The following is a 19,120-nucleotide window of genomic DNA, read 5'->3' as shown; positions in this document are numbered from 1 at the left end:
CCATAGGGAAGAGCGACCATGAAGATCCTTTGCGCACCGACGTCTCCCTATTCCAGCAAGGTACGCATGGCCGCGCGCTACTTGGAACTGGATGCGATCGAGATCCGCGTGGATACGAACGCCGGGCCTGCCGTTCTCGTCGACAACAATCCACTCGGCAAAATCCCGACATTGTTGACCGACGACGGGCTGTCGATCTTCGACAGCGTCGCTATCATGCACTATTTCGACCGATTGAAGGGCAAGAAGCTTTACCCATCCAAGAGGGGTAGGCGGACGGAGGTCGAAATTCTCGAATCCCTGTGTGACGGCATCTGCGATTGCCTGCTCGCCATCGTCTACGAGCGGCGCTTCCGCGACGAGGAAAAGGTGCACCAACCCTGGATCGATCGACAGTGGAAGAAGGCTGTCTCCGGCTTGAACCATCTCAGCGTCCACCTGCCGAAAATAGGCAAGCGGCTGCACGGCGGGCACTTCGCGCTAGCAGCGACGTTGGGCTACCTGGACCTCCGTTTTCCGGGCCAGTGGGAGGCGGAGCACTCCGAACTCATCGGCTGGCGCCGGGAGTTTGAAAAGAAGTTTCCTGCCTACAGCCAACTGAAACCTCAGACCTGAGGCGTTCCCTTGTCAGTCTTCACGAAATCGATGAAGGCCCGCAGCGCCGTCGGGAGTTGTCGACGGCTAGGATAGTAGAGGAAGAAGCCCGGATAGAAGGGACACCAGTCCTCCAGCACGCGGATCAGCCTGCCTTCTGTGATCGCGGCTTGCGCCTGCTCTTCGAAAAGGTATCCGAGACCGCAGCCGCGCAGCACGGCATCATGGATAATGTCCTGGTCGCCCAATGTCAGCGGACCACCGACCTCGATCTCCAGTTCGATGCCGCCACGCTCGAACTCCCATCGATAGAGAGCGCCGCCGGAGAAACGATAGCGCACGCATTCGTGGTCGCGCAGATCGTGCGGTGTCACCGGCCTGGTTCTGCCTTCGAAGTAACTCGGCGCGGCGACGACCGCGAAGCGATGACGCGGGCCGATCGGCACCGCAATCATGTCGGCAGCGATGCTTTCGCCGAATCGAACGCCGGCATCGAAACCTGACGACACCATATCAACCAGTCCGTCATCGATGACGATCTCGACCTCGACGGAGGGATAAGCCTTCAAGAAACGGGCGACGATCGGCAGAAGCACGAGTTTCGTGGAGACGCGCGCCGCATTGATGCGGAGCTTCCCGTGCGGTTGGCCGCGAAAGCTATTGAGGTCGTCGAGGGCGGCATCAATGTCGAGGAAGGCCGGCCGGATCCGGTCGAACAATCGCTCGCCGGCCTCAGTCAGCGCCACGCCACGCGTTGTCCGGTTGACCAGACGCACCTCAAGTCGCTCTTCGATCGCCCGCAGCGCATGGCTTAAGGCGGAGGCCGTAACACCCAACTCGACCGATGCCCTCCGGAAGCTTCGGTGGTTGGCGATCGCCAGGAAGATCGCCAGATCGGTCGAGCGGACACGTTTCATTGATGAATTTTTCTCAGTAACCTATGAACAACAACGTAAATTCTCTCACCTATGCCAATACGCTACCTTCACTCCGTAAGCAAATCGCAGCGCAAAGGACAAAGGAGATCGTCATGCGTGTTTGGTTCATCACAGGGGCTTCGCGTGGTTTTGGTGCCCTCATCGCCCAGGAAGCTCTCAATGCAGGTGACGCCGTCGTCGCGACGGCGCGCAACCCGAAGGGGCTGGAAGAGAAGTTCGGCAATCATCCCAATCTGCTCGCCGTGTCGCTCGACGTGACCGACGAAGCTTCCGCGCACAAGGCAGCTGAAGCCGCCGTCAAGCGCTTCGGCCAGATCGACGTGCTGCTCAACAACGCCGGTTTCGGCCTGCTGGGTGCCGTGGAGGAGGCTACAACTGACGAGATCGAGAGGCTCTACGCCACAAACGTCTTCGGCTTGTTAAAGGTCACCCGTGCGGTCCTGCCACACATGCGTCGCCAGCGCTCGGGTCACGTTCTCAACATCTCGTCCATCGGCGGCTACGAGTCGCACGCCGGCTGGGGTATCTATTGCTCCACGAAGTTCGCGGTCGAAGGCATCACCGAGGCGCTCGCTGCAGAAGTGGCACCGCTCGGAATCAAGGCGACGGTCGTCGAGCCCGGCTTCTTCCGCACCGACTTCCTGGACGAGAGCTCACTCGCCGTCAGCCCGAGCTCGATTGCCGACTACCAGGAGACGCCTGTCGGCGCGATGCGCGAATTCGCTGCCGGCCATAACCACCAGCAGCCCGGCGACCCCGCTCGGCTTGCCAAGGCGATGGTCACTCTGGCGCATTCGGACAATCCTCCACTGCGTATGCCCTTCGGCAGCGACACCGTGGCGGTCATCGAAGCGAAGAATGCCCACGTCGCCAAGGAACTCGCTGCATGGCGCGAGCTTGCGGTCTCGACCGACTTCCCCAAATAGGCCGCGGCTAATCGCACAAACAAAAAGGCCGGGCTGGAGCCCGGCTTTTCTGTATTCGTTCGGCTTAGAACTTGACGCCGATACCGACCTTGACGCTGTGCTCGTCGTAGCCGCGCGAAATGTTTGCGCCGCCGACATGGAAATCGCTGTCGGCGTAATTGGTGTAGCGGTACTCGACACGCGCCGTGATGTTGTTGGTCACGAAGGTTTCGGCACCCGCACCAACCGTGTAGCCAAACGAGCTGTCGGTGTCAGAGCCGGCAGCATTGCTGAACTTGTTCTTGGTGGCGGCAAGACCAGCCGTACCATACAGCAGGAACGGGTTCAGATCGTAACCGACGCGACCGCGGATCGAGCCGTTGACTTCGTTCTTGCCTTCGCCGCCGCCAGCAGCGCCGTCAGCGCCGGAATAGCCGATGTCGGCTTCCGCACCGTAAACGATCTGGCCAGCCTGCCAGTTGTAACCGGAATAAATCTGACCGCCGAGAGCACGAGCGTTGTACTTGTCGCCAAAGCCGCCTAGGTTGTAGGTGCCGGCACCGCCGAGGTAAAAGCCCTGCCAGCTCGCCGCGGGAGCCGGCTCATTCTGTGCAACCGGAGCTTCCGGGATCTGATCAACGGCATCGGCTGCATATGCGGCGGAAAACCCACCAAGGGCAACGGTCGAAACCAACAGACTAGCAATAAACGTACGCATACTCTTCTCCTTTCAGCCCGCGTCCTTCGTCAACTATCCTACAGCGAAGCATTCGCGGGTTATTACAAATGTCCCTTGCGGTTCGGAAGGGAAATTGATGCCCAATTGAGGATTTGAAAGAGCCGAATTGTGATTTGATTGCGGCGTGCGGGCGGCTAAAATTCGATGTTGCTTTGCCGCAACAGAATATTTGTTAACCATAACGAATGGTTAAATCATGAATACTTATTTTAATGAATTATATTCTTCAATAGTACACCTAGTAGTTCCGACGACATCGCAATGAAAACGGCTATTTATCTCACCTTCTCCCACGCCTATATAAGCAGCGAACAGAGTTTCGCGGCGAAAAGGCATGATTTTGAACGGGAAAAGACTTCGCACAGCACTCGTGACCGGGGCGGCCAAAAGAATAGGCAGGGCAATCGTCGAGGATTTGGCTGCGGATGGCTTCGCAGTCGCGATTCATGCCAGCCGTTCGATTGAGGAGGCCGAGAATTTCGCGGCGGAATTGCGGCAAAGAGGCGCCAAGGCAGTCGCCGTTCGGGCTAACCTGCAGAAAATCGATGAGACCAGCGACCTGGTAAAAAAGGCGTCGGACGCGATCGGACCACTCGATCTACTTGTCAACAACGCCTCGGTTTTCCACGAGGATTCCGTCCGCCATATCAATGCCGAGGCATGGGACGAACATTTCGCCGTCCATGTCCGCGCGCCCTCGATTCTGTCGGCCGGCTTCGCCGCGCAACTGCCGGACGGGACGGACGGACTCGTCGTCAACATCATCGACCAGCGTGTCTGGGCGCTGCGGCCGAGCTTCTATTCCTATACGCTGTCGAAGTCCGCCTTGTGGACCGCGACGCAGACCATGGCGCAGGCGCTGGCGCCACGCATCCGCGTCAACGCCGTCGGCCCCGGCCCCTCGATGCCGAGTGAACGGCAGTCGCAAGAAGACTTCCAAGCGCAGGTTTCAGCGCTTATCCTCAAGCGAGGGCCGCAGCTTGAGGAATTCGGCAAAACGATTCGCTTCCTCTACGAAACGCCCTCGATCACCGGCCAGATGATTGCCCTCGACGGCGGCCAGCACCTCGCTTGGCAGACGCCCGATGTGGCGGAGATTACGGAATGAATTCAAGAAAGCTGCCGGATGGCGGCGTTCTTTACGACGAGACTGATGCAGACGACGATATCGAAGTGGAGAGCGACGCCTCCACGGCGGCGCCGGCGGCTGCAATCGATTGGAACGAAGGCGGGACCAACGAGACCGGCCTTGTTGGCGCGGATCTTATCGCGGAGTTCGTCAAGCGACTGCCGAACAGCCCCGGCGTCTACCGCATGTTCAACGAGGCCGGCGACGTTCTCTACGTCGGCAAGGCACGCAGCCTGAAGAAGCGCGTCGGCAACTACGCGGTTGGCCGGGTGCACTCCAACCGTATCGCGCAGATGGTGCGACTGACGGCGAACATGGAGTTCGTGACGACTCGCACGGAAACCGAAGCGCTGTTGCTGGAAGCGAATCTCATCAAGCGCTTGCGCCCGCGCTTTAATGTGCTGCTGCGCGACGACAAGTCGTTTCCCTATATCCTGATAAGCGGCGACCACCGCGCTCCTGCGATCCTCAAACATCGCGGCGCCCGCGCCCGCAAGGGCGACTATTTCGGCCCGTTCGCCTCAGCCGGTGCCGTCGGCCGGACGATCAACTCGCTGCAGCGCGCCTTCCTCATCCGTACCTGCACCGACAGCGTGTTCGAGACGCGCACCCGTCCCTGTCTGCTCTATCAGATCAAGCGCTGTTCCGGCCCCTGCACGCACGAGATCAGCGACGAGGGCTATGCCGAACTCGTCCAGGAGGCGAAGGACTTCCTTTCCGGCAAGAGCCAGAAGGTCAAGGAACACATCGCCGAGGCGATGAACCTCGCGGCCGAAGATCTCGATTTCGAGCGTGCTGCCGTCTATCGCGACCGCTTGGCCTCGCTCTCGCATGTGTCCAGTCACCAGGGCATCAATCCCGCGGGCGTGGAGGAGGCTGATGTCTTCGCAATCCACCACGAAGGCGGCATTTCCTGCATTCAGGTGTTCTTCTTCCGCACCGGACAGAACTGGGGCAACCGCGCCTACTTCCCAAAGGCCGACCCGCAGCTCTCGGCTGCCGAGGTGTTGAACGCCTTCCTCGCGCAGTTTTACGACGACAAGCCGGTGCCGAAGCAGATCCTGCTGTCGGAGACGGTCGAAGAACTGGAACTGCTCGCTGCCGCACTCGGCGAGAAGACCGGGCATAAGGTCTCCATCCTCGTGCCGCAGCGCGGCGAGAAGCGGGATCTGGTCGAGCATGTGATTGCCAATGCGCGCGAAGCGCATGGCCGGAAGCTTGCGGAAACGGCGTCGCAGTCGCGGCTGCTCGAAGGTTTCAAGGAGACCTTCAAGCTTGGCTATGTGCCGCAACGCGTCGAGATCTACGACAACTCGCACATCATGGGCACGAACGCGGTCGGCGGCATGGTGGTCGCAGGGCCGGAAGGCTTCGTGAAGAGCCAGTACCGGAAGTTCAACATCAAATCGACCGACATCACGCCGGGCGACGACTTCGGCATGATGCGCGAGGTGATGACCCGCCGCTTCTCCCGCCTACTCAAGGAAGAAGGTCTGCCCGACCGCAGCCAACCGGCATCGCCGACAGATGCGGCCGACATGCCCTTCCCCGCCTGGCCCGATGTGATCCTGATCGACGGCGGCCAGGGACAGATGACAGCCGTGCGTGGGATCCTCGAGGAATTGGGAATCACTGATAGCGTCATTGCCATTGGGGTTGCCAAGGGCGTCGACCGCGACGCCGGGCGCGAGCGTTTCTTCCCGCAAGGACGCGAGAGTTTCACCCTGCCGCCGCGCGATCCGGTCCTCTACTTTATCCAGCGCATGCGCGACGAAGCGCACCGCTTCGCCATCGGCTCGCATCGCGCCCGGCGCAAAAAGGAGATGGTCAAGAACCCACTCGACGAGATCGGCGGCATCGGGCCATCCCGCAAGCGCGCCTTGCTGCAGCATTTCGGAACCGCGAAGGCTGTCTCCCGTGCCGCGCTCTCCGACCTGATGGCGGTCGAAGGGATTTCGGAGACTGTCGCCAAGCAGGTTTACAATCATTTTCACGACGACGCCGCGAAATAGGTGGCGCCAGTCGCAAATTCCACGCAAAGGCAGCGGAAAAATAGAAAGAATGTTGACGCTTTACGGTCAAAGCCGTCATCTACGGGCACATCACTTCAGAGACATGTTTCATGGCATCGCGCGCATATAATATTCCGAACCTGCTGACATACGGCCGCATTCTGGCAGTGCCGCTGATCGTGCTGTGCTTTTTCCTCGAAGGAAAGCTGGCGATCAGCAACACGGCACGATGGGTGGCGCTGTGGATCTTCGTCATCGCGTCGCTCACCGACTTTCTCGACGGCTACCTCGCCCGGATCTGGAACCAGACGTCGAACATCGGCCGGATGCTTGACCCGATCGCCGACAAGCTGCTGGTCGCGTCCATTCTGCTGCTGGTCGCCGCTGACCAGACGATTGCCGGCTGGTCGATCTGGGCGGCGATCACCATTCTTTGCCGGGAGATTCTAGTCTCCGGTTTGCGCGAATATCTGGCCGCCTTGAAGGTCAGCGTGCCTGTCACCCGCATTGCCAAGTGGAAGACGACCGTACAACTCGTCGCGATTGCGTTCCTGCTTGCCGGCCCTGCAGGTGACGAGATCTTCCCTTACACGACGAAGACAGGCATCGCACTTCTCTGGATCGCGGCACTGCTGACAATCTACACCGGCTATGACTATTTCCGTGCCGGTCTGAAGCACATCGTGGATGACGAAGAATGACAAAGCTCGTCTATTTCGCCTGGGTGCGCGAACGGATCGGCAAGGCCGAAGAGGAAATGGTCCTGCCGTCTTCCGTCGTTACCGTTGCCGATCTTCTGAATCATTTGAAGACGATGGGCGAAGAATATGAGACCGCGCTTCAGTTTCCCGACGTGATCCGGGTCGCAATCGACCAGGAGCACGTCGAGCACGACGAGCCGATCGGAAATCCCAGGGAGATCGGCATTTTCCCGCCGATGACCGGAGGCTGACGTGACCAGCAAGGTCGAGCCGGATATTCGCGTCCAGCGCGAGGATTTCGACCTTCAAGCGGAAGTCGATCGGCTTGGCAGGCGAAACGGCGGCATCGGCGCGATCGTCACATTCTCGGGCTTGTGCCGTGACGAAGGCGGCAGGCTCGCGGCGCTCGAACTCGAGCATTATCCCGGTATGGCCGAGGCGGAAATGAGCCGGATTGGCAGCCTTGCGATCGAACGCTTCGGGCTTATGGGCCTGACGGCCATCCATCGCTACGGCAAGATCGCCGCGCGCGAGAATATCGTCCTTGTCATCGCCGCGGCGCCCCATCGCCAAGCCGCATTCGACGGCGCGAACTTCGTGATGGACTATCTGAAGACGGCCGCTCCCTTCTGGAAGAAGGAACACGGCAAGGATGGCTCCACCGGCGAATGGGTCACGGCCAAGGACGCGGATGACGCGGCCCGCGACAAGTGGAAATAGTCAGGGTATTACCCTCTCCCTCCTGCTGAGGACCAACAGGAGCACGAGCAGCGAGAACACCACAAGGTCACGCCAGAGATAGGGGCCGTAGGCGCTCCACATCGTTTCCGCTACACCGAGACCGGCTGCACCGCCAGCCGACTTCAAAGGGTCCGAATAACCTCCAACCGCGGCGACCATCAAAACCTTGAGGCCGAACATTAGGCCGGCGCCGAAATCCATCGTGCCGTAGTAGAAGGTGGCGAGGATGCCGCATACGGTAGCAATCAGGCCTGCCGCCGCATAAGCGACGAGGAAGACGCGGTCGGCGCTCGTCCCGCACAGTTCTGCCGCAAGAGGATCGTCGGTCACGGCGCGCCAGAGGCGCCCCCACGACGTGCCTCTCATGACGGCAACGCCGAGCGCGACCATGGCGCACATCAATCCGGTATTGATCAGCTGTATCTCGGTCAGCGTCACCTTGAACGCCCCGTCACTCCAGAAGACGACAACGCTGTTCAGGAACGGCGAAAGCCATATGCTCTTGGTGTCGGATGCGAACCTCGCCGTTTCCATCAGCACGATGGTAATGCCGAGGGCAGCGACGATCACCGTGTTCGATGACTGGCGCACTAGGGGCAGCATGATGGAGCGCCCAATCCAGACCGCCGCCAGCATAGAATAGACCGTCGAGAACAAGGCGCCCAGCACCAGTGCAGCCGGGAGGATCAGAAACAGCCTGTTGTAGCCGATGTCGGTGAAAAGCAGCAGAATCTGGCCCGAAAACGCGAAGATCGCCCCATAGGTAATATCGGCACGCTTGGTGACCCCGAAGGCAACGGCGTAGCCAAAGGCAAGCGCAGCATAGAGCGCAGCCAGCGGTACCGCGTTCGCCAATTGCTGAAGCAGATAGGCCATGAAAAACTCCTGATTGTCGAAATAATAACTAGCAAAACATATTTTACCAGTTATATTTTCATTATGAGCTTTACCTGGACCCCACACCGCTTTTCCGGAGGCGCATTGGCGCTGGATGTCGCCAACAGCGTTGTGCTTCGGCATGACGAGACGCGACGGATCGACCGTTTCGAAGCATCAGCCCAGCTGGAAGCCTTTCCGCAGGCTGCGGCCGAGTTCTGTGCGGAGCGGGCGCTCTTCGGTGAGATGGTTGGTCCGGCACCACAGAACAGGCGAAACTTCCTGGCGTTGCGCGAGGCGACGGACCGCTACTTCCGGGCCCGTGTTTCAGGCGAAGGCAATGACCGACTGCTTGCCGATCTTCTGGAGGCGCTGGCGCGCACCTTGCGTGGCGCCAACGAAGCAAACGGCCTCGACGCGGCAACCGCGCATTCGGTGTTGCGGCTGATCGCCATGCCGGATCCAGAGCGCATGAAGATCTGCCGCAATTGCGGCTGGCTCTTCATCGACCGCAGCAAGAACAGGAGCCGCGCCTGGTGCGACATGGCGGTGTGCGGCAATCGCGCCAAGGCGAGCCGCCACTATCGCCGGAGGAAAGAGGAGGAAGCGCCATGAAAGCGCTGTCGATGGCTGTTTTTATTGCAGCCGCCGTGCTGACGGGATGCCAGCGAGAGACCGACAAGCTGGTCGAGATCAGCGGTCGCGTCTTCGTTTTCAACTATCGGATCGCGGTTGCGACCTATGTCGTGACCTTGAACAAGAAGGCGCCGATTCCGGAAGGCACGGTCGCCATCGCGGAATTCGAAAACCCGGCGGGCGGCGACGTGCTGGTCACCAACGAGAAGGTCTATCCGTTCTGGGACAAGATCACGCTGCAAAGCCCCGCGCTTCATTGCGTCAAGAAGGATAAGCCCTACGCCGTGAACGTTCGCTTGGTCGATGCCAAGGGAGAGACCTTGCAGAGCCTGAAGACCGAGGTGATCTCCAGCCTCGACCAGTCGGTCATGCCGGGCAAGCCACTCGTTGTCGGGCCACTCTATACGAAGAACCCCGAGGTCTTCAAACCGGATGGCAGCGTGGACTACGACTCTGCCGCCACCTGCCCTTCAACGTAAAAAAGCCGGAGCAGAGCCCCGGCTTTCAGAGTCAATTCAATGGCTTCAGCGGTATCGCTGAGAGCCTGAATCAGCCGACGATTTCGGTGTCGGAGAACCAGTACTTGATTTCCTGTGCAGCGGTTTCCGGAGCGTCCGAGCCGTGAACCGAGTTCTCGCCGATCGACAGGGCGTGAACCTTGCGGATCGTGCCTTCGTCAGCGTTTGCCGGGTTGGTCGCACCCATGATTTCGCGGTTCTTCAGGATGGCGCCCTCGCCTTCCAGAACCTGAACGATGGTCGGGCCAGAGGTCATGCCTTCAACCAGTTCGCCGAAGAAGGGGCGTTCCTTGTGAACGGCGTAGAAGCCTTCGGCTTCGCGCTTGCTCATCCAGACGCGCTTGGAGGCGACGACGCGCAGGCCGGCATCCTCGAGCATCTTGGTGATAGCGCCCGTCAGGTTGCGCTTCGTTGCGTCCGGCTTGATCATCGAGAAAGTGCGTTCAATCGCCATGGGTCGAATTCCTTTATTTCGTGGGAAAAGTGGGCGGTGTTTACCCGCCTGATAGCCCGAAAACAAGTGGGCACAGGCAATTTCACGCGGCTGTCATGCAACGATTGCCTCACGTCGAGCGAAAGCCACTCCTCCGCCCGCGCGATAACGCTGCCGCTTCGATGAACATCAAACGTCCGCCAGGACAGTAAATGTCTGTTGGATACGCTCCATTAACCGCGTTTCACTGTTCAGCAGCGTAATTCAACTACAAACGACCGAGCTTAAGCTATTTTTAGCGCGCTAGTTGCATAGAGAAACCAAACGCCGATGCCAAAGTCGGAGCGAGGGGAACGTCATGCGAACTGCGCCAAACTCACAGGTACAACGAGAAGCAGCACAGCGCCCGGCCGCCGCCCCGACCGATCTTCAGCGGATCGCCCAGCATATGACCCGGCTTGCAATCGCCGGCCTGCCACGTAACTACGAACTCCTGCATGAGGCGATCATCGGCCAGAACGCCGCCCTCGCACAGGATATCGCCGCGCTCGGACCGAGCCCGCGGCAGGCCTCGCTCGATGAAATCGGCCTGAAGTATCGGCTCGTCAGCCATTGCGGTCTCGCAAGCGAGATTTCGCATGCCGAAACAAGCAGGATGCTGCGTGATGCGGCGGATAGACTTTCGGACAGCTTGCGCCAGAAGCAGGCCTTCCTGCGCGCGGCGGAGAGGACGCTTCAATCGATAGCGGGGAATGCCGACCAAAACCTTGGCGCGATCATGAGCGAGATGGAGTACCTGTCGACCTCTCTCTCCAACGTCCTGGCTTCCGAAAAGGATATCGAGGCCCGGCTGAAAAGCGACGTCGAACGCCTGGAGGCGATCGAGCTTGGTATCGCAGCGGCTCACTCAGCATCGGCAACGGACAAGCTGACCGGAATCCCCAACCGCATCGCCCTCAACAAAGCGATCGCCGATCTCTACGACCGGGAAGAAGGCGCCGCCGGCAGCGCCCTCATCATGGTCGACGTTGACGACTTCAAGGCATTCAACAGCCGCTACGGTACACAGGTTGGAACGCGAGTGCTGAAGAAGCTTGCTGATCTCTTCCGAAAGTCGATCAAGAAGAACGATCTTGTTGCACGGATCGATGGCGACGAATTTGCTTTCCTGTTTGCCAATGTCGGCATGCAGGAGGCTCTTGCGATTGCCGATCGCCTCCGAGCCTCGGTGGAAGACCACATGACGTTCGCGGCATCCGACAACACTGCCTCGGCCGGGCTTACAATTTCGCTCGGGATCGCCTTGAGCGCCGACGCAACGACGGCATCGCAGTTGCAGGCAAATGCACGCGTCGCGCTCCACGCCGCTCAGTCAAATCGCCGGCAGCCCGTGCAAGCCTTCGGTCGGTGAGCCACAGGCTCTTGCGCTGATCACGGCTTTCGGCCAAAACGCCGGCCATGATCACGATTTCCGACATCTCCGCACGTATTGCCGGCCGACTGCTTCTCGATCACGCCAGCGTTTCGCTGCCAGCCGGCACGAAGGCAGGTCTTGTCGGTCGCAACGGCGCGGGTAAATCCACGCTATTTCGGGTGATTACCGGCGATCTGGCCGCGGAGAGCGGCTCCGTCTCGATCCCGAAGAATACGCGCATCGGACAGGTCGCGCAGGAAGCACCGGGAACGGAAGACGCGCTGATCGAAATCGTGTTGGCCGCGGACAAGGAGCGCTCAGCGCTGCTGGCGGAGGCGGAAAGCGCCACCGATCCCCATCGCATCGCGGAAATCCAGATGCGGCTGGTGGATATCGATGCGCATTCCGCGGAGGCCCGTGCTGCCAGCATTCTGGCGGGCCTCGGCTTCGATCAGGAAGCGCAGTCGCGGTCGGCCTCCTCCTTTTCGGGCGGTTGGCGAATGCGCGTCGCTCTCGCTGCGGTTCTGTTCTCCGAGCCGGACCTGCTGCTTCTCGACGAGCCGACCAACTATCTCGACCTCGAAGGCACCTTGTGGCTTGAGGATTATGTACGTCGCTATCCGCACACGGTCATCGTCATCAGCCACGACCGCGATCTCCTGAACAACGCGGTCAACGCGATCGTTCATCTCGACCAGAAGAAGCTGACCTTCTATCGCGGCGGCTACGACCAGTTCGAGAGGCAGAAGGCCGAAGCGGACGAGTTGCAGACGAAGGCGCGGGTGAAGAACGAGGCAGCCCGCAAACACCTGCAGAGCTTCATCGACCGCTTCAAGGCAAAGGCCTCCAAGGCACGCCAGGCACAGAGCCGCGTCAAGGCACTCGAGCGCATGGGAACGGTAGCCGCCGTCATCGAGGATCACGTCCAGCCGATCACCTTCCCCGAGCCGGAAAAGCAACCTGCCTCCCCCATCGTCGCCATCAGCGGCGGCGCTGTCGGCTACGAACCTGGCAAGCCCATCTTGAAGGGGCTCAATCTGCGGATCGACAATGACGATCGTATCGCGTTGCTCGGCTCCAACGGCAACGGCAAGTCCACTTTCGCCAAATTCATTTCCGGTCGCTTGGCGGCGGAGGCAGGCGAGGTCAAGCTCGCTCCCAACCTCAAGATCGGCTTCTTCGCGCAACACCAGCTCGACGATCTGATCCCGGACCAGTCGCCGGTCGAGCATGTACGTCGCCTGATGTTGGACGCGCCCGAAGCAAAGGTGCGGGCGCGTGTCGCCCAGATGGGCCTCGCGACGGAGAAGATGTCGACTGCGGCAAAGGATCTCTCCGGCGGCGAGAAGGCGCGCCTGCTGATGGGGCTCGCTGCCTTCCACGCGCCCAATCTCCTGATCCTCGACGAACCAACGAACCACCTCGACATCGACAGCCGGCGAGCGCTCATCGAGGCGCTGAACGATTACGAAGGCGCGGTCATTCTGATTTCGCACGATCGCCACCTTATCGAGGCGACTGTCGATCGGTTGTGGCTCGTCAACAAGGGCACGGTCACGACCTTCGAAGGCGATATGGATGAATACCGCGACCTCGTTGTCGCATCTGGCAGGAAGAAGGACGAGAAACCCCAGCTTGCGGAAGAGTCCGCCTCGAAGGCGGACCAGCGCAAGCTGAACGCCGAAAAGCGCGCATCGCTCGCGCCGCTCAAGAAAAAGATCAACGAAATCGAATCCTTAACCGGCAAGCTGGAGAAACAGATTCAGGCGCTTGATGCGGAACTTGCGGATCCCCTGCTCTATGAAAGAGCGCCTGCGAAGGCTGCGGAGAAGGCCAAGCAGCGCGGTGAGGCTGCCGCAAAGCTTGCCGCCGCCGAGGAGCAGTGGCTCGAGCTCTCTTCAGAATACGAAGACGCTATGGCGGGATAGCCACAGCTCTTTGTCAAGGCTCGTCGGACCCCGCACTATTCAGTGCATTGCAAAGCGATCGAAACCGATCGTTAACCATAATCATAAAGGTTGTCTCAACATTCATTACTGATTTGTTGAGCCCTTTCATGCATCGCGTCGCCTTCCTTTCCGGTCTCATCTTGAGCGTGGCCCTCGCCGGCTGCCAATCTGCCAGGCGGACTGCGCCCGATACCACGATCAAAACCTCCTCAATTGTCGCGCCGGAAGGCCAGATCTCGGAAACCGAAGGTAGCCCCCTCCAAATGTCTCGCGATAGTCTCCAGCATCACCTTGCTGGTCGAACGCTGACGGTCGCCTCCATCCATGATCTGCGCCTTGAGGACAAGGAAGTCATCCTCAGCTTCGACGACGGCCCGATTCCCGGCCGCACGGACCGTGTCCTTGCGACGCTGGATCAGTTCGGCGTCAAAGGCGCATTCATGATGGTCGGCGAAATGGCGGAGTTACATCCGGAACTCGCCCGCAGGGTCGCTATGGAAGGCAACGCGATCGGCAGCCACACCTACCGACACGAGAACCTGGCGGCGCTGACCTTCGACATGGCGATGAAGGAGATTACCCGGGGCGAAGCCGCTGTCACCAGGGCGACGGGAGTCGAGGTCAACTTCTTCCGCTTTCCATATCTTGCCGACAGCCACCAGCTTCGTGCCGCCGTTGCAATGCGCGATATGGTCGTGATGGATGTCGACGTGGACAGCAAGGATTACTTCAGCACATCGCCTGCCGCCGTGACCAAGCGGACGATGGACCTGCTGCACAAGCGGGGACGCGGCATCATTCTCATGCACGACATCCACAATCGCACGGCGACCATGCTGCCGACACTGCTTTCAAGGCTCGAGGTCGAGGGGTATAAGGTTGTAACGCTGCAATTCAAGAAGCCGACTGCCCCCGCCGAGATGGCGTCTCTTTGATAGACCATCGACGCTTGCCCGCCAGTTTGTTTCTGCTAAAACAGGCGCAAAATAAGTCATACTTTTGAGCGAAACACCGAATGCGAGCCACCAGCATGTCACCTATCAACCTCGCCATCGTCGGCGTCGGCAAGATCGTCCGCGACCAGCACCTTCCTTCGATCGCCAAGAATTCCGACTTCAAGCTCGTAGCCACGGCAAGCCGTCACGGCACCGTCGAGGGCATCGAGAGTTTCACGACGATCGATGCGATGCTCGACGCCGTCCCTGATATCGATGCGGTTTCGCTCTGCATGCCGCCGCAGTATCGCTACGAAGCGGCACATAAGGCACTTTCGGCCGGCAAGCATGTGTTCCTCGAGAAGCCCCCGGGCGCCACCTTGAGCGAAGTGGCCGATCTCGAAAGCCTCGCTGCAAGCAAGGGCGTTTCGCTGTTTGCCAGTTGGCATTCGCGCTATGCGGCTGCTGTCGAGGCCACGAAGTCCTTCCTGGCTTCGACGACCATCAACAAGGTCCACGTCATCTGGAAGGAAGACGTTCGCCACTGGCATCCGAACCAGGAATGGATCTGGCAGGCCGGCGGTCTCGGCGTTTTCGATCCGGGCATCAACGCCCTGTCGATCGTCACTCACATTCTGCCGAAGGCGATCTTCCTGACCGGCGCAACACTTGAATTCCCGGAAAATCGCGACGCGCCGATCGCCGCTGATCTGCATTTCAAGAATGCCGATGGCGTGCCTGTTCATGGCGAATTCGACTGGCGACAGACGGGCAAGCAGAGCTGGGATATCCTTGCGGATACCGCGGCCGGCCACATGGAACTGGCAGAGGGCGGCTCCAAGCTCTCAATCAACGGTGAACTGAAGTTTTCCGCTCCCGAAGAGGAGTATCCGGCGCTCTACCGCCGATTCGCGGAAATCGTCAAAGCCGGCAAGTCGGATGTCGACCTCGCGCCGCTTCGGCACGTCGCCGATGCCTTCATGCTCGGCAAGCGCAAGTTCGTCGAGGCTTTCTACGATTGATTCAAGCACGCCGAACCTCGTGATATTGTGAAGTCTCACGGTCTTCAGGGAGGTTCGGCATGCGAGACGATCCGGCTTACGGCCTTGGCTTGAAGAATTTGACGGTTTCGCTGGCCGAGCCCAATGCCTTTTGGGAGCGAGCCTATGCCAGCGAAGCGCATGCCATCGGCCAAGCACTCGGCGGCGCGGTAATCGAGATTCAACATGTCGGCAGCACAGCCATTCCCGGCATCAAGGCAAAGCCTATCATCGACATCGCTGTAGGTGTTAAGCACCTCGACGACGGTCTGGGCTGCATCGACGCCATGAAAGCAATCGGCTATGACTATGCCGGTAACGACATTGTCCCCAACGACCACATTTTCGGTCGTGGCGTCACGGATGAGAGCCGCACCCATCTGGTCCATGTCGTGGAGCATCGTGGGGATAACTGGAACCGCATGATCGCTTTTCGCGACGCCCTGCGCAGCGATATCCGGCTCGCACGCGCCTACGAGCAGCTCAAGGTTGGGTTGGCTAGCGAGCATGCGGAGAGGCGCGCGGAATATACCAAGGCAAAGCGGGACTTCATTGACAACGTCCTGATGGCTTCCGGCCTACGCTAGTTCAAGCCTTCTTCTCCCATCGACGCTCCGGCGTCTGCTGCCAGTATGTCAGGCTGTGCCCCTCGCCTTTCAGCTTCTTCCACTGCGCGCGGGCAGCCTCAAGCTGCTCCTGGTCATAACCATCGAACATGAAGACAATCCGCTGGTAAGAATCAACAGCAGGCGGCTCTGCGCCATCGACGATAAATCGCACCGTCGCAGCATTGGCGTTTCCTTCGGAGATCGTGAGGAGAACTGGCTGATTTGCCGCCATGTCCCCCTCATCCGTGCCATGCGGCAAGAAACTATCCTCGCGAAATGTCCAGAGATGCTGATCGAGGAAATCGCGCCGCGCAGCATCCTTCAACTGGATGGAGACCCGCCAGCCGCGCTCGACGCTTTTTTCGAGCAGCGGCGGGAGGGCATCTTCCAGCTTCGATTCCGTAAGGTGATAGAACAGGACTTCCGTCATGACTCGTAGTTGGTGCGCACCAGCTCGTCGAGTAGCCGCACGCCGTAGCCGGATCCCCAGGACTGATTGATCTCATCCTGCGGCGAACCCATGGCGGTTCCCGCAATGTCGAGATGCGCCCAGGGCGTGTCTTGCACGAACCGCTTGAGAAAATGGGCCGCGGTGATCGAACCCGCATGTCGACCGCCTGTGTTTTTCATGTCGGCAAACTTGCTGTCGATCATCTTGTCGTATTCTTTGCCGAGCGGCATGCGCCAGAGCTTTTCGCTGGTTTTCAGGCCAGCGGCTGTCAGTTGGGCCGAGAGCTCGTCGTCGTTCGAGAACAGACCGGCATGGACATTGCCGAGTGCAACAAGAATGGCGCCCGTCAATGTCGCCAGGTTGATCACGAACTTCGGCTTGAATCGGTCGTTGCAATACCAGAGGGCATCACAGAGCACGAGCCTGCCCTCCGCATCCGTATTGATCACCTCGATCGTCTGGCCCGACATGGACGTAACGATATCACCGGGACGCTGTGCGTTTCCGTCGGGCATGTTCTCCACCAGGCCGATGATTCCCACCACGTTCACGGCCGCCTTGCGGGCAGCGAGCACGTGCATCAGACCGGTGACGGCTGCGGCACCGCCCATATCGCCCTTCATTTCTTCCATGCCGGCCGCGGGCTTGATCGAGATGCCGCCGGTGTCGAAAACCACGCCCTTGCCGATGAAGGCAATTGGGCTCTCTCCACTCTTGCCGCCCCTCCACTGCATGATTGCCAACCGCGGAGGCCTCACCGACCCCTGCGCAACGCCCAACAGCGCGCCCATGCCAAGCGTCTGCATTTCCTTCTCGGTGAGGATTTCGACCTCGACGCCGAGCTTTTCCAGTTCGCTTGCCTTGGCGGCGAACTCCACCGGCCCCAGGACGTTCGGCGGCTCGTTCACCAGATCGCGAGCCAGGTTGACGCCGGCGGCAACGGCTTCCGAAACCTTGAATGCCTTTGCTGCATCCGCTGCATTTGCCGTAACAATGGTCACGGCGACCTGCCCATTGCGGCCGTTGCTGTCCTCGTCCTTCTTCTTCGTCTTGTAGGTATCGAAACTATAGGCGCGCAAAAGCATGCCAAGCGCAAAGTCCGCAGCCTCTTTCGCGCCAACGCCGACGCCTGGCGCATCGACGAAGATAACCACCTTTTCGGCCTTCTTGATCTTGGAGGCGGCGACGCCACCCGCCTTCAACCAATCGTGAGCAGTGAGTTCCTCCGGCTTGCCGAGGCCAACGACGAAGAGCCGCTCCGCTGCTGAACCTTCCGGTGCAACGAGATCCAATACGGTCGTCGGCTTGGCAGAAAACGCTGCGATCTTTGCGGCCCTGGCGATCACACCGGCGGGATCTGCGATCTTGGCCCCTGCGGCACGATCCGAACCGCTTCCCTGCAGCAGCACCGCATATCCCCCGGCGATCTCGGCGGTTGTCACAAATGAAACATCGAACTTGGCTGACATATCTTCTCCAGTGGGATTTTCCTAAATCCGCTCCATCCGATCATTTCGAGTTTCATCCTCGAAGACAAGCCTTGGCCCGACGACATGGCTGTTGACCAACCCTGACCTCGTTAACCGGATGTCATCTTCGCCGCATATTCCTCCCGTCGTATTGAGTCTACAGGAAACGCAAGATTGCTTACGGCATTTGGACTATTTGGGGGACGCCCCCCTTGGCGTATCGCTGCATCGGATCGCGCCGCGCCCTCCCGTACATTTGCCGGCCTCTTCTGTCTCTGGTGGGGCCTCCTCGCCCTGTTCAATGCCTTTCCCGAGATCGATATCTACGCCGCTGCGCACTTTTTTGTTCAGGAAAGCTGCGCCAACGCTGCCATCGGGAAATTCTGTGGCCATTTCCCCTACCGGCAAGAGACCTATCTCGCGCTCCTGCGAACTCTCTTCCTCCGGCTCCCGTATGCCATCGCTTTGATCATGCTTTGGAAGCTTGCGGCGTGTTATTGGCACTATGGAGCCACCTTCAATGCCGTACGCGCCCGTGCCTTCAAGGTGGCGCTCGCCTCCCTGATCATCGGTCCAGTGATTTTGGTAAACTTCGTCCTCAAGGCATACTGGGGACGGCCACGGCCCTACCAGACAGTGGACTTCGGCGGCCACCTCGACTTCGTACAGGCGGGTTCGATGGCTGGAAAGTGCATGGCGAACTGCTCGTTCATCTCAGGCGAAGCCGCTGGCGCGGGTTGGGTCTTCTGTCTCATTTTCCTGCTCCCGCAGCCGGCGCGTACCGCGCTTGCCCTGCCGCTCGCCGCCATCTCTTTCCTGGCGCCTGCGATGCGCGTTGCTTTCGGCGCGCATTATCTCTCGGACGTAGTCCTCGGATGGCTGTCGTCCGTCGTTATATTTGCAGGTTTTCTTGCACTCACCGATTCGCCACAGGGCAAAAAAAAATCTGAAATTTGAATGAATTTTCGACGCTGCCTTGTCGCAAAAGCGAACCAAAGAGCGTAGATGGATTTCGCTGCGCAGCGGCATCGG

21 protein-coding genes are annotated in these 19,120 nt (G+C 59.7%); 15 read left to right on the top strand and 6 right to left on the bottom strand.

All coding sequences use genetic code 11. The features are described 5' to 3' along the window. Positions 1 to 18: 18 nt before the first annotated feature. Positions 19 to 615, top strand: coding sequence for a glutathione S-transferase (locus tag FHX16_RS14815; RefSeq protein WP_183859364.1), 597 nt, complete (start codon positions 19 to 21; stop codon positions 613 to 615). On the opposite strand, the gene FHX16_RS14810 is transcribed toward FHX16_RS14815, so the two are convergent. Continuing rightward, a complete protein-coding gene (locus FHX16_RS14810) occupies positions 606 to 1,511 on the bottom strand; it encodes a LysR family transcriptional regulator (RefSeq protein ID WP_183751521.1) in 906 nt (301 codons plus the stop codon). The genes FHX16_RS14815 and FHX16_RS14810 overlap by 10 nt on opposite strands. A gap of 113 nt (positions 1,512 to 1,624) precedes the next feature. Between FHX16_RS14810 and FHX16_RS14805 the strand changes: the two genes are divergently transcribed. Next, on the top strand, positions 1,625 to 2,458 hold the full coding sequence (locus FHX16_RS14805; protein ID WP_183859368.1) for an oxidoreductase: 834 nt from the start codon (positions 1,625 to 1,627) through the stop codon (positions 2,456 to 2,458). Between the two features lie 64 nt (positions 2,459 to 2,522). Here FHX16_RS14805 and FHX16_RS14800 read toward each other — a convergent pair whose 3' ends face one another. Beyond that, positions 2,523 to 3,155, bottom strand: coding sequence for an outer membrane protein (locus FHX16_RS14800; RefSeq protein ID WP_183751523.1), 633 nt, complete (start codon positions 3,153 to 3,155; stop codon positions 2,523 to 2,525). Positions 3,156 to 3,516: 361 nt separating this feature from the next. Between FHX16_RS14800 and FHX16_RS14795 the strand changes: the two genes are divergently transcribed. The 5 genes from FHX16_RS14795 (at position 3,517) to FHX16_RS14775 (ending at position 7,738) form a co-directional block, all read left to right on the top strand. Next, a complete protein-coding gene (locus FHX16_RS14795; RefSeq protein ID WP_183753819.1) occupies positions 3,517 to 4,284 on the top strand; it encodes an SDR family oxidoreductase in 768 nt (255 codons plus the stop codon). Beyond that, entirely contained in the window at positions 4,281 to 6,317 is a 2,037-nt protein-coding gene (gene uvrC / locus FHX16_RS14790; protein ID WP_183859370.1) for an excinuclease ABC subunit UvrC, read from the top strand. The genes FHX16_RS14795 and uvrC overlap by 4 nt, the downstream gene beginning before the upstream one ends. A 110-nt stretch (positions 6,318 to 6,427) precedes the next feature. Then, complete coding sequence (gene pgsA / locus FHX16_RS14785) at positions 6,428 to 7,018, top strand: CDP-diacylglycerol--glycerol-3-phosphate 3-phosphatidyltransferase (RefSeq protein ID WP_183751525.1); 591 nt, start codon at positions 6,428 to 6,430, stop codon at positions 7,016 to 7,018. Next, positions 7,015 to 7,269, top strand: coding sequence for a molybdopterin converting factor subunit 1 (gene moaD, locus FHX16_RS14780; RefSeq protein WP_183751526.1), 255 nt, complete (start codon positions 7,015 to 7,017; stop codon positions 7,267 to 7,269). The genes pgsA and moaD overlap by 4 nt, the downstream gene beginning before the upstream one ends. A 1-nt stretch (position 7,270) precedes the next feature. Then, positions 7,271 to 7,738, top strand: a complete 468-nt coding sequence (locus FHX16_RS14775; RefSeq protein WP_183859372.1) for a molybdenum cofactor biosynthesis protein MoaE — start codon at positions 7,271 to 7,273, stop codon at positions 7,736 to 7,738. On the opposite strand, the gene FHX16_RS14770 is transcribed toward FHX16_RS14775, so the two are convergent. Further along, on the bottom strand, positions 7,739 to 8,635 hold the full coding sequence (locus FHX16_RS14770) for a branched-chain amino acid ABC transporter permease (protein ID WP_183859374.1): 897 nt from the start codon (positions 8,633 to 8,635) through the stop codon (positions 7,739 to 7,741). Positions 8,636 to 8,698: 63 nt separating this feature from the next. Between FHX16_RS14770 and FHX16_RS14765 the strand changes: the two genes are divergently transcribed. Then, a complete protein-coding gene (locus FHX16_RS14765; protein ID WP_183751530.1) occupies positions 8,699 to 9,250 on the top strand; it encodes a CGNR zinc finger domain-containing protein in 552 nt (183 codons plus the stop codon). Beyond that, a complete protein-coding gene (locus FHX16_RS14760) occupies positions 9,247 to 9,750 on the top strand; it encodes a hypothetical protein (RefSeq protein ID WP_183859376.1) in 504 nt (167 codons plus the stop codon). Before FHX16_RS14765 ends, FHX16_RS14760 begins: the two co-directional genes overlap by 4 nt. 70 nt (positions 9,751 to 9,820) lie before the next feature. On the opposite strand, the gene ndk is transcribed toward FHX16_RS14760, so the two are convergent. Next, on the bottom strand, positions 9,821 to 10,243 hold the full coding sequence (ndk, locus tag FHX16_RS14755; protein ID WP_016553456.1) for a nucleoside-diphosphate kinase: 423 nt from the start codon (positions 10,241 to 10,243) through the stop codon (positions 9,821 to 9,823). 337 nt (positions 10,244 to 10,580) lie between these two features. On the opposite strand from ndk, the gene FHX16_RS14750 reads away from it, so the two are divergent. From FHX16_RS14750 to FHX16_RS14730, 5 genes are all read left to right on the top strand, one after another. Then, positions 10,581 to 11,633: a diguanylate cyclase gene (locus FHX16_RS14750; RefSeq protein WP_183859378.1), complete on the top strand. Its 1,053-nt coding sequence runs from the start codon at positions 10,581 to 10,583 to the stop codon at positions 11,631 to 11,633. Between the two features lie 47 nt (positions 11,634 to 11,680). Continuing rightward, a complete protein-coding gene (locus FHX16_RS14745; RefSeq protein WP_183859380.1) occupies positions 11,681 to 13,564 on the top strand; it encodes an ABC-F family ATP-binding cassette domain-containing protein in 1,884 nt (627 codons plus the stop codon). A 128-nt stretch (positions 13,565 to 13,692) separates the two neighbouring features. After that, entirely contained in the window at positions 13,693 to 14,520 is an 828-nt protein-coding gene (locus FHX16_RS14740) for a polysaccharide deacetylase family protein (RefSeq protein WP_183859382.1), read from the top strand. A gap of 95 nt (positions 14,521 to 14,615) precedes the next feature. Next, positions 14,616 to 15,542, top strand: coding sequence for a Gfo/Idh/MocA family protein (locus FHX16_RS14735; protein WP_183859384.1), 927 nt, complete (start codon positions 14,616 to 14,618; stop codon positions 15,540 to 15,542). A 59-nt stretch (positions 15,543 to 15,601) separates the two neighbouring features. Beyond that, a complete protein-coding gene (locus FHX16_RS14730; protein ID WP_183859386.1) occupies positions 15,602 to 16,147 on the top strand; it encodes a GrpB family protein in 546 nt (181 codons plus the stop codon). 1 nt (position 16,148) lies between these two features. Here FHX16_RS14730 and FHX16_RS14725 read toward each other — a convergent pair whose 3' ends face one another. Continuing rightward, the gene (locus FHX16_RS14725) at positions 16,149 to 16,598 is read right to left on the bottom strand and encodes a DNA polymerase III subunit chi (RefSeq protein ID WP_183751541.1); all 450 of its coding nucleotides are present in this window, start codon (positions 16,596 to 16,598) and stop codon (positions 16,149 to 16,151) included. Further along, on the bottom strand, positions 16,595 to 18,088 hold the full coding sequence (locus FHX16_RS14720) for a leucyl aminopeptidase (protein ID WP_259129333.1): 1,494 nt from the start codon (positions 18,086 to 18,088) through the stop codon (positions 16,595 to 16,597). The genes FHX16_RS14725 and FHX16_RS14720 overlap by 4 nt, the downstream gene beginning before the upstream one ends. A gap of 219 nt (positions 18,089 to 18,307) precedes the next feature. On the opposite strand from FHX16_RS14720, the gene FHX16_RS14715 reads away from it, so the two are divergent. Then, complete coding sequence (locus FHX16_RS14715; RefSeq protein WP_183860710.1) at positions 18,308 to 19,045, top strand: phosphatase PAP2 family protein; 738 nt, start codon at positions 18,308 to 18,310, stop codon at positions 19,043 to 19,045. Positions 19,046 to 19,120 lie beyond the last annotated feature (75 nt).

Source organism: Rhizobium sp. BK661 (assembly GCF_024808825.1).
In the GTDB taxonomy this organism is placed as follows: Bacteria; Pseudomonadota; Alphaproteobacteria; order Rhizobiales; family Rhizobiaceae; genus Rhizobium.
Note: the sequence above shows the minus strand (reverse complement) of the source record. Positions and strands in the feature narration are given on the sequence as shown.